Annotated in this window: 9 protein-coding genes, 1 tRNA gene and 1 pseudogene; 4 read left to right on the top strand and 7 right to left on the bottom strand. The window is 68.4% G+C overall.

Annotated elements, in window-relative coordinates; translation table 11 throughout:
* Window positions 1–85: 85 nt before the first annotated feature.
* Together K2Y03_RS08750 and K2Y03_RS08745 are read right to left on the bottom strand one after the other, a co-directional pair.
* Complete coding sequence (locus K2Y03_RS08750) at window positions 86–4,720, bottom strand: NAD-glutamate dehydrogenase domain-containing protein (RefSeq protein WP_294090081.1); 4,635 nt, start codon at window positions 4,718–4,720, stop codon at window positions 86–88.
* 64 nt (window positions 4,721–4,784) lie between these two features.
* The gene (locus tag K2Y03_RS08745; protein ID WP_294090079.1) at window positions 4,785–6,077 is read right to left on the bottom strand and encodes a hypothetical protein; all 1,293 of its coding nucleotides are present in this window, start codon (window positions 6,075–6,077) and stop codon (window positions 4,785–4,787) included.
* A gap of 207 nt (window positions 6,078–6,284) precedes the next feature.
* On the opposite strand from K2Y03_RS08745, the gene K2Y03_RS08740 reads away from it, so the two are divergent.
* Window positions 6,285–6,360 (top strand) — tRNA-Thr (locus tag K2Y03_RS08740).
* Here K2Y03_RS08740 and K2Y03_RS08735 read toward each other — a convergent pair.
* Complete coding sequence (locus tag K2Y03_RS08735) at window positions 6,344–7,393, bottom strand: hypothetical protein (RefSeq protein WP_294090083.1); 1,050 nt, start codon at window positions 7,391–7,393, stop codon at window positions 6,344–6,346. The two genes, K2Y03_RS08740 and K2Y03_RS08735, sit on opposite strands and share 17 nt — an antisense overlap.
* Between K2Y03_RS08735 and K2Y03_RS08730 the strand changes: the two are divergent.
* Window positions 7,349–8,012 (top strand): annotated as a pseudogene (locus tag K2Y03_RS08730) (IS630 family transposase); the annotation flags it as partial. The gene K2Y03_RS08735 and the pseudogene K2Y03_RS08730 overlap by 45 nt on opposite strands.
* Before the next feature lie 392 nt (window positions 8,013–8,404).
* Here K2Y03_RS08730 and K2Y03_RS08725 read toward each other — a convergent pair.
* From K2Y03_RS08725 to K2Y03_RS08715, 3 genes are read right to left on the bottom strand one after another with little or no spacing between them, the layout of a single operon-like run.
* On the bottom strand, window positions 8,405–9,322 hold the full coding sequence (locus K2Y03_RS08725) for an RHS repeat-associated core domain-containing protein (protein WP_294090078.1): 918 nt from the start codon (window positions 9,320–9,322) through the stop codon (window positions 8,405–8,407).
* A 24-nt stretch (window positions 9,323–9,346) separates the two neighbouring features.
* Window positions 9,347–10,279: a DUF808 domain-containing protein gene (locus tag K2Y03_RS08720; RefSeq protein WP_294090077.1), complete on the bottom strand. Its 933-nt coding sequence runs from the start codon at window positions 10,277–10,279 to the stop codon at window positions 9,347–9,349.
* A gap of 59 nt (window positions 10,280–10,338) precedes the next feature.
* Window positions 10,339–12,201: an ABC-F family ATP-binding cassette domain-containing protein gene (locus tag K2Y03_RS08715; RefSeq protein ID WP_294090076.1), complete on the bottom strand. Its 1,863-nt coding sequence runs from the start codon at window positions 12,199–12,201 to the stop codon at window positions 10,339–10,341.
* 91 nt (window positions 12,202–12,292) lie between these two features.
* On the opposite strand from K2Y03_RS08715, the gene K2Y03_RS08710 reads away from it, so the two are divergent.
* Both K2Y03_RS08710 and K2Y03_RS08705 read left to right on the top strand, forming a co-directional pair.
* Window positions 12,293–13,204 (top strand): hypothetical protein, encoded by a 912-nt coding sequence (locus K2Y03_RS08710; RefSeq protein WP_294090075.1) that lies wholly within the window; start codon window positions 12,293–12,295, stop codon window positions 13,202–13,204.
* Window positions 13,198–13,968, top strand: coding sequence for an SDR family NAD(P)-dependent oxidoreductase (locus K2Y03_RS08705; RefSeq protein WP_294090073.1), 771 nt, complete (start codon window positions 13,198–13,200; stop codon window positions 13,966–13,968). The genes K2Y03_RS08710 and K2Y03_RS08705 overlap by 7 nt, the downstream gene beginning before the upstream one ends.
* A gap of 99 nt (window positions 13,969–14,067) precedes the next feature.
* Here the strand turns inward: K2Y03_RS08705 and K2Y03_RS08700 are convergent.
* A partial coding sequence (locus K2Y03_RS08700) for a chromosome segregation protein (protein WP_294090072.1) occupies window positions 14,068–16,641 on the bottom strand: 2,574 nt, incomplete at its 5' end.

Raw genomic sequence — 16,641 nt, 5'->3', positions numbered from 1 at the left:
CAGCCCCCAGCCGTTGGACATCTCCATCGCCCGAGGGTGTCACTCCCGCGAAAACCGCGTTTCCGGTATCCACGAGACGTTCTACTTAGCGCCCCAGCAGCCCCCGGGCCTGGCTGGCGATCTGGGCGAGCATCGCGGCGCTGGGGGCGGTGGCGCGGCGGGCGCGGTCGACCAGCGCGCGGAACTGGGCCACCCGCGCGGCATTGGCCGCCAGCCAACCATCGACGAAGCTGGTCGGTGCCTCGCCCCCGCTCTGCGCGAGGAATGCGAGGCGGATATGCTGGAAGTCGCGCGCCAGCCCGGCGATCAGCAGCCTTTCCCACGGATCGCTCGATTCGATGCGGGCGGCGTTGGTCTGTGCCCAGTCGAGCCCCAGCGCCTGGCCCAGCCGGGTGAAGGCGCGGGTCAGCTCCGCCTCGTCGATGCTCTTGCGCTGGGCAAGATCGGCCAGGCCCACCGCGCCATCCAGCTGCTGCAGCCGCACGACCTTCTGCGCCAGCGCCGCCGGGGCGCCGGCCGCCTCCAGCCGCTGGGCGACCCGGCCGCTCGACGCGCGGCCCTCCTCCAGCAGCAGCGAGTTGAGCTGCGCCTCCAGATTGTCGATGCGCCGGTCGAGCCGGCCGAGCAGTTCGGCCGGGCTGGTGCCGGGGCGGCTGGTGCGCAGCAGGTCGGCAATGTGCGAGCGGGTGGCGATCGCCACTTCGTCGAACAGGCCAATGCGCGCGCCCTCCGGCATCGGTGCCGTCTCGATCTCTGCCCAGAGCGCGGGCAGCTCGAACAGATGCTCGACGACGACGAACATCGCGGCGATGTCCGCCAGTGCGGCGCCCTCTTCCTCGGCCAGCTCGAACGGGTGGAGCACGCCCAGCCGGTTGACGATGCGGTTGGCGAGCTTGGTCGCGACAATCTCGCCGCGCAGCCGGTGCGCGTCGATCGCGGCGGCAAATTGCGCGCGCATCGCCGGCGGGAAGGCATTGTGCAGATCGGCGCGCAGCACGTCGTCGGTGGCAAGCGTACTGCCCTCGATCGCATCCTGCAGCGATAGCTTGGCCGTCGGCAGCAGCACCGCCAGTTCGGGCCGGGTCAGGCCGCGCCGTTCCTGCGCGCGGCGCAGCAGGTCGTCATTCGCCGCCAGCCCCTCGACCAGCCGGTCGAGCCGGCCGCTATTCTCGAAAATCTCGATGAGGCGCACATAGCTGGGCAGCCCCTGCACCCCGTCATGCTCCATGATCGACAGCGCCAGCGTCTGCAGCCGGTTATCCTCCAGCACGATATGCGCGACATCGTCGGTCATGGCGCGCAGCAGCTCGTTGCGGGCATCGAACGCCAGCCGGTTCTCGATCATCTCTCGGTTGAGCGCGATCTTGATGTTCACTTCATTGTCCGAACAATCGACGCCGGCCGAATTGTCGATGAAGTCGGTGTTGATCCGCCCGCCGGCGCCGGCAAAGGCAATGCGCCCGGCCTGCGTCACGCCCAGATTGGCGCCCTCGCCGATCGCGGTGACGCGCAGCGCCTCGGCATCCACGCGCAGCCGGTCATTGGCAGGGTCGCCCACCTGCACATTGTTTTCGGCCGCCGCCTTCACATAGGTGCCGATGCCGCCGAACCACAGCAGATCGACGGGCGCCTTCAGGATCGCCGAGATCAGGCTTGCGGGATCGAGCTCGCTGGCGTCGATGCCCAGCACCTGCCGTGCCGCGTCCGACAGGCGGATGAGCTTGTCGGTGCGCGCCCACACCCCGCCGCCCGGCGAGATCAGCGCCTTGTCATAATCGTCCCAGCTCGACCGGGGCAGCGCGAACAGCCGCGCGCGCTCGGCCCAGCTGATGGCGGGGTCGGGATCGGGGTCGATGAAGATGTGGCGGTGGTCAAAGGCCGCCACCAGCTTGATCGCCTGCGACAGCAGCATGCCGTTGCCGAACACATCGCCCGACATGTCGCCACAGCCGACCACGCGGATGCTCTGCGTCTGCACGTCCACGCCGCGCTCGGCAAAGTGGCGCTGCACGCTGATCCAGCCGCCCTTGGCGGTGATGCCCATCGCCTTGTGGTCATAGCCCTGGCTGCCGCCGCTGGCGAAGGCGTCGCCCAGCCAGAAACCGCGGTCGAGCGCGATGGCGTTGGCTACGTCGCTGAAGGTCGCGGTGCCCTTGTCGGCGGCGACCACGAAATAGGGGTCCTCGCCATCATGGATGCGCACGCCCTTGGGGTGCACCACCTTGCCCTCCACGATATTGTCGGTGATCGACAGCAGCGTGCGGATGAAGATGCGATAGGCCTCGGTGCCTTCGGCAAGCCAGGCATCGCGATTGGCGGGGCTGGGCAGCGCCTTGGGATAGAAGCCGCCCTTGGCCCCGGTCGGCACGATCACCGCGTTCTTCACGCGCTGCGCCTTCATCAGGCCCAGAATTTCGGTGCGGAAATCGTCGCGCCGGTCGGACCAGCGCAAGCCCCCACGCGCGACCGGCCCGGCGCGCAGGTGAATACCCTCCAGCCGGGGCGAATAAACCCAGATCTCGCGCCAGGGCAGCGGCTGGGGCAGGCCCGGCACGCGGTGGCTGTCCAGCTTGAAGGCCAGCGCTTCGTGCGCGGCGGGGGTGTAGAAATTGGTGCGCAGCGTCGCCGCGATCACCCCGTTGATGCTGCGCAGGATGCGGTCATCGTCGATCGCGCTCACGCTTTCGAGGCCGGCATCGATCGCGGCGATCGCAGCGGCCGGATCGCCACCCTTGGGGCCGTGTGCAGCCTCGAACCGCTCGATCAGCGCGGCCGCCACCGCCGGCGCGCGGCGCAGCGCATCGACGAAGGTGGCCAGGCTATAGGTCATGCCGCCCTGGCGCAGATAGCGGAACCAGGCCCGGAACAGCACCACTGCCTGCGGGGAGAGCCCGGCATCGACGATCAGCCGGTTGAACAGGTCATTTTCCGCCTGCCCCTGCAGCACATCGGCAATCGCCTTTTCCAGCACGGCGGCATCGGTGTTCAGCGCCCCGGGCAGCGCGCCGGGGGCGGCATCCGCACTCGCGCTGATCGCGAAATCATGGATATAGCCCTCGGCATCGTCGGTCAGCGCCGTCGGCACTTCCTCGATCACGCGGAAGCCGAAATTTTCCAGCGCCGGCACCGCATCCGACAGTGGCAGTGGCCCGCCATAGCGATAGATTTTCAGGCGCAGGCTGTCGGCGCTGCGATAGATGCGCACCGATCGCGCCTCGGGCGCCTCCAGCGTGGCAAGGCGCAGAATGTCTTCCGCCGCCTCTTCGGGCGTGGCGGTGGCGCGATAGGTTTGCGGGAAAGTCTGGGCATGGCGCAGCGCCAGCCGGGTGGCGCGCGAGGGATCGGCCCGCTCGGCAAGGGCGGCCTCCACCGCCGGCCCCCAGCCGCGCACCATCCGCTCCAGCCGCTGGCGCAGCGGCGGCGTCTCCGGCATCCGCCCCTCGCCGCGCAGATCGAAGGTATAGCGCAGCATCGCGACCACGCCGTCTTCGAGCGCGATCGACCAGTTGAGCAGCGCGCCGTTGCAAGCCTCGGCCAGCATCTCGCCAATCGCGATGCGGCGCACCGTCGTCAGGTCGTCGCGCGGCAGCCACACAAAGCCCACCATGTGGCGGCCGAGAATCGAGCGGACCAGCACCATTTCCGGGCGCGGCCGGTCAGCCAGCGACATTGCGGTCAGCGCCAGTTCCTCGATCGCCCCGGGGGCGAAGCCGGTCACCACGTCGTGCGGCAGCACGGTCAGCGCATGGCTCAGCGCCTTGCCGGTGTGGCTCTTGGGGTCGAAGCCGAATTTCTCCTCCAGCGCGGCAAGGCGGGCGCGCAGCACCGGCACGTCCTGCGGCGGCGCGTTGAGCGCGCTCGACGTCCACAGCCCGGCATGGATCGACAGCCCGGCAATCCGGTCACCATCGCGCAGCGGCACGATGACCAGATCAAGCGGCACCGAACGGTGAACGCTGGAAATCAGGTTCGACTTCACCAGCAGCGGCGCAGGATTGCCGGCGGCGAACCACTCGATGGCGAGCAGGCGCGACGCCTCGGCCAGAATCGGCACCGGCTGGCGGTTGCGGGCAATGCCCAGCGCCTCGCCAGCATCGCCGCCGCGCTGCCAGCATTCATGGCCCAGCAGCGTGAAATGCCGGTCGAGGAACCAGCGCAGCAGGTCGCCGCCCTCGCGCTCGATCGGGTCGGCGCTGATCGTCAGGTGAGCCGCATCAGCGGCCATGCGCGCCTGCATCGGTTCCCAGTCGGCCACTGCGCTGCGCACATTGACGAGGTTGCGCTCCAGATCGGCCAGCAGCGCGCGGCGCCGGCGGGCATCGACGCGCTCCATCTCGATATAGATCATCGATTCGCGCGCGCCCTCGCCCACTTTTTCCAGCGTGCCATCGGCATCGCGCGCCACCGGCAGCACGGGGTGGATGATGCGGTCGATCGCGACATCGTGCGCGCCGATGGTGGCGGCAATCGAATCGACCAGGAAGGGCATGTCGTCATTGACGATTGCCAGCCGCATGTGGCGGTTGGTCTCGTCGCCGCTGATCGTCTCCAGCTCGAAGCGGGCGGTGCCGGGCGGGCGCTGGCCGGCGGTGGCGGCCACGAAGCGGGCCGCCTCTGCCTGCTCGGCCGCGCCGAACCCCTCCAATTCGCCCGGCAGGGCCCCAACGACCAGTCGGCTTGCAAGCGCATCCGACAGCGACTTCAGCGTGGCTTTTACCATGCGCGCCGCTATGCGCCGGGCGGGCGCCTAGCTCAAGAGGGTGGCTGTTGTGCGGCGCGGCAGATCAGCGAGCGGCGCGGGTCACGGCCTTGTCGGTCAGCGGATCGTCGGCGCCCAGCGCAGCGACCACGTCGAACAGCCCGGCATCAGTCTTGCGCGCAACGAGGACGACGAACTCGCCGGTCACCGCGTCGCTTTCCAGCATAACGCTGGCCAGCGGCGCGCGGCTTTCCAGCCGGCGGCGGGCCTTGTCGGCACGGCTGACGGCGGGCGCGGCCGGGCGGCGCAGCGCGCGCTCGGCCTGGACGATGCCCTTGATGCCGCCCTCGGCCAGCTCAAGGAAATCAGCCAGCGCGCCGGTCGGCACATTGGTGCGCCGGGCGTGGGCGAGGACGGTGGCGAACTCGGTCAGCCGCGTCTTGTCATAATCGGCGCCGAACACGAGCTTGACGATCGGCGTCATCGGCGCGCGTTCCTGCACGCTCAGCCGGGCGGCGTCGAGCAGGCGGGCATAGCCCTGGGGGTCGATGTCGGCAGCGGCGGCAAAATCATAGGCGCGGCCAAGCGCGCGGTAGAGCGCGGCGCGGCTGCGCGTGTCGGCGGCGCGGACGGCGGCCGCGCTCTGCTGGGCAAGCGTCAGCTGGTCGGCCAGCGGCAGCGTGAGCGAGCCTTCGCCGACATGATCGACAACGGCGTCATCCATGGCCGGCTCCAGCGCCGCGCTTGGCCCGCTGGCCCATATTGGAGCAGCGACCGGCACGCGCGGTGCCTGGCGCACCGCGTCGGCCACCTCGGCCTCAAGCTGGGCCTGGGTGTCGGCGTCGACCACTTCCTTCCAGTTGATCACGCCATAGATGAAGTCGATGGTCTCGTCGTCCGACGAGAACGGCATCAGGATGCCGCGATAGAGCGTGTTGTGCCCGCGGGTGTTGACGAATTCCGCCTCGAACCCGATCGGCGCGCGGTTGGCGATGATCTGCAGATAATGGTCGGTCAGCCGCGACAGCAGCGAGCGGCTGGGCACCTGGCTGATGTTGAGCACCGACACATCAAGCTGGCACTCGTCGCGCAGGCCCCGGCCCAGAAAGCGGATGGCCGGGTCCTCGATGCCGCCGGTGAAGTCCAGCAGCACGCTGTTCGGCCCGAAATCGGTCAGGTTCTCGGGGTCCAGATCGTCGATCGAGGGATAGGCACGCCCCCCCAGCAGCGACACCCAGTAATTATAGGCGCGCACATGCATGCGCCGCTCGTCGGTGCCGATCTGCACGGTCTCGTTATCGTCCACCGACGTATCGTCGGCGCCACCATGGCCGGTATCGGTGCTGCGGTCTTCCTCGAACCCGCGTAGCGTGTCCATGCGCCTGTCCCCATGGGGGCGGATAGTGCCCCGGTCGCCGACAGCTTTGCCCGATTGTGGTAAATGATCGGTAAAGGCGCGGGCGGTATCTGTGCGGCCTTCCCCGTCCGCCGCCGCGCCCGCCACCGCCGCCGCCACAAGCGCTTGCAAGGCCCCGCCCCACCTGATAAGCGCGCCGCTCCACAGGCGGCGGTTGCGCTGCCATGGGCCGCTTTAGCTCAGCCGGTAGAGCACATCATTCGTAATGATGGGGTCGCGTGTTCGAGTCACGCAAGCGGCACCATTTCCCCCGGACCAGCGATCATCACCGCTGCCCGCTTGCCGGTCGGCGGCACCCCGACGGGCGCCAAGTAGAACGCCTCGTGGATACCGGAAACGCGGTTTTCGCGATGCGCAGACACCCCGGCCTGACGGACAGGTCCAACACCGCCGGCACCTTCATACCAGACCAAAGGATCGTCGTCACCCAGGCCGTGCACATAGCGCCTGAGCATGGTGCCGGCCGCGTCATATTCCGCCGCCAGCTGGTCGCCGTCATAATGGAACCGCGTCGTCCCTTGCGGCCCAGACACCTGCCACAGCCGGCCCAGAGGATCATAGCTCAGCGACACGCCGCCCGCCTGACCGATGGTCGATGCTGCAACCAGCCGGTTCTCCGCGTCATAGGTGTAGCTGCGGCTGCCGTCGGAGATCAGGTTGCCGTTTGCGTCATAGGCAAAGCTCGCCGGGCCCGCGCTCGCATATTGGTTCAGCCCGTTGGTGGTGTAGTTGCGGTTGACGCTCACATAGCCGGCAAAGGCATAGTCGTCACTGTTGCGCACCGTCTGGGTGACCTGGCTCGCCGGGTTATAGGCAAAGCTCGTGCTCACCGCGCCGCCGGGGATCGCGTGCGACAGCGTGGTCAGCCGGCCAACCCCGTCATAGCCATAGCTCGTTGCAAAATCCCAGGAGAACGGGCTCGGCCGCAGTCGGGAGAGCGATGTCACCCGGCCCGCCTGGTCATATTGCGGATAAAAGAGCGGCGTCGCCGCGTTCAGCGCGGCATAATAGAGCCGGTCGAGCCCGTCGCGGTAATAGGAGAAATAGTTGCCATCCGGGTGCTGCATCCACAGCAGATTGCTGTTCTCGTCATAGCCATAGTTGAAGCTGCGATAGGTGCCGCCCTGGATCACGCCTTCGCCAACCTTGCGGCCGAACCCGTCATAGGCGAAGTAAACCCCCTCCATGCCGGCGGGGCCGTCGAACAGCTTGAGATGCTGCGTGGGTGCGGCGTCGCGGTTGGGATCGGCGCCTTGTGGCGGTTCCTCGACCGGCACGGCATCACGCGTAAAAAAAGACCGCGCACGCCACCGAACAGGACCGGCCCGACATCCTCGCCCGCCGCTGGAACTTGTTCGAGGGCAGATCGATCTCGACCCCGACCGGCTGATCTTCATCGACGAGACTTGGGCCAGCACGAAAATGGCACGCCGCCATGGCCGATGCCAACGAGGGCAGCGCCTGCGCGCAGGCGTCCCGCACGGCTATTGGAAGACGACGACCTTCGTCGCCGGGCTGCGCAATACCGATATGGTTGCGCCGATGGTGCTCGACGGTCCCATCAACCGCGAAGCCTTCACCGCCTATGTCCGCCAGGTCCTCGCCCCCGAGATCGGCCCCGGCGATGTCGTCGTCATGGATAATCTGTCGAGCCACAAGGGCGGTGACGTGCGCGAGGCCATTGAGGCGGCAGGCGCGACACAGCTGTTCCTCCCGCCATACAGCCCCGACTTCAACCCAATCAAGAAGGCCTTCTCCAAACTCAAAGCCCACCTGCGCAAGGCCGCCGAGCGGACCATCCATGGCCTCTGGGACGCCATCGGCCGCATCCTCGACCTCCACTCGCCCCAGGAATGCGCCAACTACTCGACCGCCTGCGGGTACGATGCAGCCTGATCGGAAAACGCTCTAAGTATTGTGTCCCTGGAATTGAGGCTCACTGAGGCGCTCGATCCACGCAATGGGGCGCAGTTGGCGGCGATCGACGAGATTATGGAAGGAAGTATAACCAAGAATGTTGCCAATCCGCAGGCTTTTGGACAATAATTATAGCGTACGCCGGCGAATAAATAGAATAATGCATAATAATATTATGCAAGCTATAGAGATAGACAATATGAAATTACCGACAACAATATAAATAGGCTTAGATATAAGAAGGACTGGAAATGATAAAACGTAATACCAAATAGATACGTATTTCGCAAAATAGACTCCTGACACGGAAATGCAAATTCCGGAAAACCAACAAAATACTACATAAAATGCTGCTATGTTAAGAGCGTATCTCACCATGGACATACCCCGTTTGGTGTCTGACATGTCAGGCGCAACGGAACATTCGCTCCTGGAATATCTAGCCCCGATTTTGCCGCGACGCCAGTCGCATCCACACCCGCCGCTCCAAGGACACCAGTCACGTAAGAATTAGAATTTCTGCCGTCACCGCTACTGTCAGGGAACAGCGTATATGGAACATTATCCTTGTACGAAGCATCGGCCCTGAATAAAGCGTTTATGAACTCGTTTTCAGATTTACAAACACTTGGAGTTTTCACACTGAATGTTTCAAGCGTCTCCCCTTCTGATCTATTAATTGTCGATTTCAAATTAGAGAATTCAGGAACGCCATCCGGACCAGCGCTCAACGTTGCATACCTATTGCCATCAGCATCCACTCGGTTGAAAACTTCGAAGTTTCGGATAGATGCCTGATCATCTGGTGTAATACGAATATTCATATGCCTCGGCTGATAGCAACCAACACCACCAGGGCCGCCCATACATATGGGTATTCCGGTAGCATATGTTGTATTCACCTCCGTGCGCTGCCCAGTCGAATCTACCGCATTAACCGGATCATTCCCGACATAGGCATAGAGATTGACCTGGTCATCATACCCGATCGGATCGGTCTGGAGGAACCGGCCGAGCGTGGGCGAGTAGAGCCGGGCCTTGTAGTGATACATGCCAAGCTCGGCGAGCCAGGCTTGCCCGGTGTACTGGAACCGGCCGGTATTGCCGGTGCCGGTGAACGGGCCGGCAACGCCGGACGGGGCAGGGGCGGGCCTGGGGATGCCATATTCGTCATAGCTGTTGACCGCGAGCCGGTTACCGTTCGCATCCGCCACCGCCACCACCGAGCCCTGATGATCGCTGTACAGGTAGCGCGGCGAACTGACGCCGGCGCCTTCATACCAGACCAAGGGATCGTCGTCACCCGGCCCCGCTCAATGCGCGGCGCGCTTGCCCGGCACCAGTTTGAGCGCGGCGACGATGAGCGCGCCGAGCAGCGCAGCGAACAGCGCCGAGCCGCCGGCATGGACCAGCCAGGTCATCACTTCGCCCGCGCCGGGCACAGCCGCAGCGGCGGCGTGTTCGGCCGTTTTCAGCACCTCCTCCACCACCGGCGCGCCCAGCCCGGCGAGCGCGTGGATGACGATGCCGCCCCCCACCCACAGCATGGCGGCGGTGCCCACCACCGACAGGATGCGGAGCAGCACCGGCATCGTCGCCACCAACCCCCGCCCCAGCGTGCGCGTGGCCGGGCGGCGGGCCAGATGCAGGCCGATATCGTCCAGCTTCACGATCAGCGCGACCACGCCGTACACGCCGATGGTGAGCGCAAGCGCGACCACGATCAGCGTCACCGCCTGGGTGAACAGCCCCTTGCCGGCCAGCTCGGCCAGCGCGATTGCCATGATTTCTGCCGACAGGATGAAATCGGTGCGCACGGCGCCGGCGACCTGGCGCGCCTCCAGCGCGGCGGCATCCAGTGCCTCGGGCGCGGCCTCGTCATGCGGGGTGTCGTGGAAGGCGTGGAGGATTTTCTCGGCGCCCTCGAAGCACAGAAACGCGCCGCCCAGCAGCAGAAGCGGGGTGATCGCCCAGGGCGCCAGCGCCCCCAGCGCGAGTGCTGCGGGAAGCAGGATGACCAGCTTGTTGCGCAGCGAGCCAAGCGCGATCTTGCCGATGATCGGCAGTTCGCGGTCGGGCGTGAAGCCGATGACATAGCCCGGGGTGACGGCGGTATCGTCAATCACCACGCCGGCTGCCTTCGACCCTGCCTTGGCGGCGGCGCCCGCGACATCGTCGAGCGAGGCGGCGGCGACCTTTGCCATCGCCGCCACGTCATCCAGCAATGCAAGCAAACCGCCCGGCATGGTTCCTTCCCCCTGTTGCCCTGCGCGATACCGCGCGCGGCGGGTTTTTGCGAGGGGGTTCAGCCGCGCGCCGCCTCCAGCGCCTCGCTCGCGCTGAGCCACGCCGCCTCCGCCCCGGCCAGCGCCTCGGCCAGCGCGGCGCGGCGCTGCAGCCGCTCGGCCATCGACAGCGGCCGCAGCGGCGCGGGCAGCTGGGCCGGATCGGCCAGCGCCCGGTCGAGCACGGCCAGATCGCGCTCCAGCCGGGCAACCTCCGCCTCGGCCGCGTCGGCCGCCTTTTTCAGCGCGCCGTGCCGCTCGCGCGCTTCGGCGCCGGCCTTCTTGTCCTTCTTCGCCGCCTTGCCGCCGGCCTCCGCCCGGGTCGCGCGGCCCAGGATGAAATCGGTATAGTCCTCGATGCTGCCGGCATAATCCTTGGCCGTGCCGCCATCGACCAGCACCAGCCGGTCCGCCGTCAGTTCGATCATGTGGCGGTCATGGCTCACCACCACCACCGCGCCCGAATAATCGTTCAGCGCCTGCACCAGCGCCTCGCGCGCATCGACATCAAGGTGGTTGGTCGGCTCGTCCAGGATCAGCAGATGCGGCGCGTCGCGGGTGATGAGCGCAAGGGCAAGCCGCGCCCGCTCCCCGCCCGACAGCTGGGCCACGCGCGTGGTCGCCTTCGCGCCCGAAAAGCCGAAGCGCCCCAGCTGCGCGCGCACCGCGCCCGGCGTCGCGCGCGGCATGGCGCGGGTCATATGCTCCAGCGGGGTGTCGGCGCCGTCCAGCTCCTCCACCTGATATTGGGTGAAATAGCCGACCCGCATCTTGCCCGATTTGGCCACATCGCCCGCCATTGCCGGCAGCTGGGCGGCGAGCAGCCGGGCAAGCGTGGTCTTGCCATTGCCGTTGCGGCCCAAGAGCGCCAGCCGGTCATCGGGGTCCAGCCGCAGGTTCAGCCGCTGGAGCACCGGCGTCTCGCTATAGCCCACCGCCGCCATGTCGAGCGTGACCAGCGGGGGTTTCAGCGGATCGGGGCTGGGAAAGTCGAAGCTCAGCGACGGATCCTCGGCAAGGGCGGCGATCGGCTGCATCCGCGCCAGCATCTTCAGGCGCGACTGGGCCTGTTTGGCGGTGGAGGCCCGCGCCGAATTGCGCGCGACATAATCCTGAAGCTTGGCGCGCTGTGCCTCCTGATTGGCGCGCGCGGCGGCAAGCTGGGCGGCGCGTTCGGCGCGCTGGCGCTCGAAATCGTCATAGCCGCCGGGGTAGAGCACTGCCTTGCCCCCTTCCAGATGCAGGATGTGGTCGACGACATTGTTGAGCAGGTCGCGCTCATGGCTGATGACGACCATCGTCGCGGGATAGCTTTTCAGGAAATTCTCAAGCCACAGCGCCGCTTCCAGATCGAGATGGTTCGACGGCTCGTCGAGCAGCAAGAGGTCGGGGTTGGAAAACAGCAGCGCGGCGAGCGCCACGCGCATCTTCCACCCGCCCGAATAGCTGTCGAGCGGGCGGGCCTGCATCTCGTCGTCAAAGCCGAGACCCACCAGGATTTTCGCCGCGCGCGCCTCCGCCGTATAGGCATCGATCGCGTCGAGCCGATCATAAATGGCGGCCATGCGATCGGGGTCGGTCGCGGTTTCGGCCTCGGCAAACAGCGCGGCGCGCTCGGCATCGGCGGCGAGCACGGTCTCCAGCGGCGTCGCGCTGCCCGAGGGCGCCTCCTGCCGCAGATAGCCGATCCGCGTCTTGCGCGGCATGTCGACCGCGCCCTCATCGGGCTCGATCGCGCCGATCATCACCTTCATCAGCGTGGACTTGCCCGCGCCGTTGCGGCCGATAAGGCCGATGCGCCCGCGCGGCGGCAGCGCGGCCGAGGCACGATCAATGATGGTGCGCCCGCCCAGGCGCACGGTGATGCCGCTTAAGTTGAGCATGGGGCCGCTCTAGGCGATTCCGCGCGCCGATCAATGGCGACCGGTTGCAAACTGCGGGCGCCCGGCGCAGCATCGGTGTAGGAAGAGGAAAATGATCCGGGGCATCAGCCAGATCGGGGTGCGGGTGGGCCATGCGGGGGAGGTGGCGCCGGTCGTGCGGTGGCTTGCGGCCCAGCCCGACGCAGGCGGCAAGTGCTGGCGCGCGGCGAATGTGCATCTCGCCGTCACCGAGGGCGCGGACGATGGCGCCGCGCTCAAACCCCATGAGACCGGCATCACCCATTTCTGCGTGCAGGCGCGCGATCCCTGGCCGATGGTTGACGATCTGGCGGCCGCCGGCATGCGCTTCACCGCGCCGCTCACGACGCTGGGCAATGGCACCCATTATGCCTATGGCGCGCTGCCCTCCGGCCCGATTGTCGAGATTGAAAGCGCGGTGTTCGCGCCCGAAGCCATCGCCACCGCCTGGGTCGCGCATGTCGCCTTTGCCACCCCCGATCTGCGGCGGCTGAGCGGCTTTTACGCCGCGCTGACGGGGCGTGCGTTCACGGGCGGCTTTGCCGTCCCGCCGCGCGCGGAAAACGCGATCATCACCGGCTATGACGATCCGTCGATGCGCGTCGGCTGGGTGCCGTGCGGCAATCTGATGCTCGAATTCTGGCAATACGCCTCGCCGCCGACGCTGCCGCGCGCGGCGCCTGCCGCCAACGCGCCCGGCTATACCGCGCTGGTGTTCGAGACGGTGGGGCTGGCGCGGGGGACTGAGGCGCTCGCGGCGGCAGGCGTGGCCGATCTGTCCCCCGTCACGCGCGACGCCGAGGACGTGCTGCACGCGACCGGGCGCGACCCCGACGGCAACCCGCTGGGCTTTATCTGCTTCGACGCGGTGCCCGAGCACCCGCGCGCGCTGGCGGCTTTGCCCGACCCGTGGCTGATGCAGCACCTCCACACGCTGCGCACCACGCTGCCACCCCCGCATTATCGACCGGAGATGACATGGTAACCCTGAACGGACAGGTCGCGCTGATTTCGGGCGCGGCCAAGGGCATTGGCCTGGCAACGGCCGCGCGGCTGGCGGGCGACGGCGCCGATATCGTGGCGATCGACCTGCCCGGCAGCGATACGGGCGCACTGGCAGCGGCGGTGGCTGAGGCAGGGCGGGCGCTGGAAATCGTCGAGGGCGATGTTAGCGACCCCGATTGCTGGGCGCGTGCGGTGGCGGCAGCGGTCGCGCGCTTCGGCAGGCTCGACATCCTCGTCAACAATGCCGGCATTTCGGGGCCGATGGCGCCCATTCACCGCTATCCGATCGAGGATTTCGACAAGGTGATGGCGGTCAACGCGCGCGGCAGCTGGCTCGGCATCCGCGCCTGCACCGCCGAGCTGCGCAAGCGGCAGGGTCGGATCATCAACATCTCGTCAACCGCCGGGCTGGGCGGGCCGGCGTTGCTGGGCGCCTATGCGATGAGCAAACATGCCGTGATCGGGCTGACCAAGGTGGCGGCAATCGGCCTGGCCGGCGATGGCGTGCGGGTGAACGCGGTGTGCCCCGCCCCCACCGATACCGACATGATGCGGCTGGTGGAGGAAGGCAAGGACGCCGCCGAAGCCGCGCAGATCCGCGCCCGCTTTGCCGCCGACTGTCCGCTCGGCCGCTACGGCGCGCCGGAAGAAATCGCCGCCGCGATCGCCTTTCTGGCCAGCCCTGACTCGTCGTTCGTCACCGGCGCGATCCTGTCGGTCGATGGCGGGGTGAAGGCGCGGTAGGGGCCTCGCGATCAACGCCGCGCCGTGCATGAGAGCCCAACCGGCCGAGCCCCTCCCCCGAAGGAGAGGAGAGTGGGATAATCACCACCCTTCCCCCCCTCACGCCGCCAGCAGTGCCTCCGCGCCGCCCAGATCGACCGATACCAGCCGGCTCACGCCCTGTTCCACCATCGTCACGCCGAACAGGCGGTGCATGCGGCTCATCGTCACCGCATTGTGGGTGACGATGAGGTAGCGGGTGCGCGTTTCCCGCGTCATCGCGTCGAGCAGGTCGCAGAAGCGCTCGATATTGGCGTCGTCCAGCGGCGCATCGACTTCGTCGAGCACGCAGATCGGCGCCGGGTTCGTCAGGAACAGCCCGAAGATGAGCGCGACCGCCGTCAACGCCTGCTCCCCGCCAGACAGCAAAGTGAGCGACTGCAGCTTCTTGCCCGGCGGCTGGGCCATGATCTCGAGCCCGGCCTCCAGCGGATCGTCCGAATCGATCAGCGCCAGATGCGCGCTGCCGCCGTTGAACAGCGTGGTGAACAGCCGGCGGAAATGCCCGTCCACCGCCTCGAACGCGGCGCGCAGCCGCTGGCGCCCCTCGCGGTTCAAGGTGCCGATCGACCCGCGCAGCTGGTTGACCGCCTGACCCAGTTCGTCGCGCTCATCGGCATTTTTGAGCCGCGTCGCCTCCAGCTCGGCCAGCTCCGCCTCGGCCACCAGATTGACCGCGCCCAGCCGCTCGCGCTCGGCCATCAGCCGCTCGTGCCGCGCCGATTCGTCGGTGGCGCCGCGCACCTCGTCCTCACGGAACCCCGCGCGCTCGGGCAAGAGCGGCGGCGGGCATTCGAACCGCTCGCCGGAGAGGCGCCCCATCTCCACCCGGCGCAGCTCCTGATTTTCGGCACGCGCGGCGGCGCCGGCGCGAAGTTCCCGCGCTTCGGCCAGCGCTTCGGCGGCGCGCGCGGCGATCTGTTCGCTGGCGCGCAGTTCGGCCTCGGCCGCGCGTTCGGCGGCAAGCGCTGAATCGGCATCGGCCCGCGCGGCGGCGTGCGCGGCTTCCTCCTGGGCCAGCCGCGCATCAAGGCTTGCCGGCTTGGCGGCCAGGATCGCGGCGTCGGCAGCCATGTCCTCCTGCCTTTTGGCCATGTCGGCGATCCGTCGGGCGGCGTCGCCGGCGCGCGCGCGCCAGCTCTTGGCCTCGGCCTGCCCCGCTGCCAGCCGGTCCCGGTCAAGCGCCAGATCGCGGTCGAGCGCGGTGCGGGCGGCGCGCGCCTCGGCACTGGCGGCGCGGGTGGCCTCCGCCGCGCGTTGCAGGCGCATCACCTCGGCACCCGTCGCATGGCCATCGGGCAGGGTTTTGAGCGCCGCCTCGGCCTGCGCCACTTCGCTTGCGGCCTCGGCGCGGTCGGCCGTGGCGCGGGCGGCGCGTTCGGCATGGTCGGCGCGCTGCGCGGCGAGCCGTTCGAGCGCGGCCACCGCGCGATCCTCGGCACGCATCGCGTCGCGCGCGCGCGCATCGGCCGCCTCGATCAGCCGGCGCGCGTCACCAGCGGCGCGCCGTGCCTCGGCAATGCTGTCATCGATGCGGGCGAGTTCGGCATCGGCCGCCTCCACCGCGCGCACCGCCGCGGGCCGGGCCGCCTCCAGCGCGTGGCGGCGGTTGATCTTCTCCAGCCGCTCGGCCGCCGCCGCGCCGCCGCCGCGCGCGACATAGCCATCCCAGCGCCGCAGCACGCCAGCCAGCGTCACCAGCCGCTGCCCCACTGCCAGCGGCTGGCCCGCATCGGCCTCCACCACCACCACCTGCGCCAGCCGGCGGGCAAGCGCGGCAGGGGCTGCGACATGCGCGGCAAGCGGCGCGCCGGCCGCCGGCAGATCGGGGTCGCCCGGCTGGGGCGTGGCGCCCGCCCAGTGCCGCTCGGCCGCTGCATCCAGCCCGGCATCGACATCGTCACCCAGCGCCGCCGCCAGCGCGCGTTCATAGCCGGGATCGGGGCGGAGCTGATCGAGCAGCCGGGCATGACCGCTGGCGCGCGTCGCCTTGGCAAGGGCGGCGCTTTCGCTGTCGAGCGCGGCGAGTTCGGCATGGGCGCGGGCGCGCTCGGCCTGGGCATGGTCACGCGCGGCACGGGCAGTGCGCTCGGTCGCCTCGGCACCGGTCAGGCTCTGGCGGGCTTGCGCTGCATGGTCGAGCGCCTGGGCGCGGGCGGCGGCGGCCTGGTCACGCTCGGCGGTCAGCGGCTCGGCGGCGGCAAGCGCGGCGCTTTCCACCTCCAGCCGGGCAAGGTCGCGCTGCGCCCGGTCGAGCCGCGCACGCGCCTGGGCGAGCGCGGCCTGCGCCACCCGCGCCTCGGCCGCTTCGCTCGCCTGCCGGCTGAGCGCCTGGGCCAGCGCCACCTCGGCATCGCGGGCGGCGCGCTCGGCCTCCGCAAGCGCGGCATCGAGCGCGGGCGCGCGCTGTGCGGCACCGGCCAGCCGCGCCTCCAGCTCCTTGCCAGTCGCTGCCAGCTGGGCAAGCGCGGTCGCGGCATCCTCGGCCAGCGCGCCTTCGCGGGCGCGGTCGGCGGCGAGCCGTGCCTGCGCCTCGGCCAGCTCGGCAATCCGCCGATCGACACTGTCGCGCTCGGCCCGCAGCGTGGCGAGCGCATGGCCGGCCGCGCTCGCCCGGTCGCGCGCGGCAAGCGA

It is taken from the genome of Sphingomonas sp., assembly GCF_019746015.1.
Lineage (GTDB): Bacteria > Pseudomonadota > Alphaproteobacteria > Sphingomonadales > Sphingomonadaceae > Sphingomonas.
This window is presented reverse-complemented; position numbering and strand designations above follow the sequence as displayed.

Coding starts and splice junctions, on each gene's coding strand:
- K2Y03_RS08750 (WP_294090081.1), bottom strand. CDS start 4,720: ATGGTAAAAGCCACGCTGAAGTCGCTGTCGGATGCGCTTGCAAGCCGA.
- K2Y03_RS08745 (WP_294090079.1), bottom strand. CDS start 6,077: ATGGACACGCTACGCGGGTTCGAGGAAGACCGCAGCACCGATACCGGC.
- K2Y03_RS08720 (WP_294090077.1), bottom strand. CDS start 10,279: ATGCCGGGCGGTTTGCTTGCATTGCTGGATGACGTGGCGGCGATGGCA.
- K2Y03_RS08715 (WP_294090076.1), bottom strand. CDS start 12,201: ATGCTCAACTTAAGCGGCATCACCGTGCGCCTGGGCGGGCGCACCATC.
- K2Y03_RS08710 (WP_294090075.1), top strand. CDS start 12,293: ATGATCCGGGGCATCAGCCAGATCGGGGTGCGGGTGGGCCATGCGGGG.
- K2Y03_RS08705 (WP_294090073.1), top strand. CDS start 13,198: ATGGTAACCCTGAACGGACAGGTCGCGCTGATTTCGGGCGCGGCCAAG.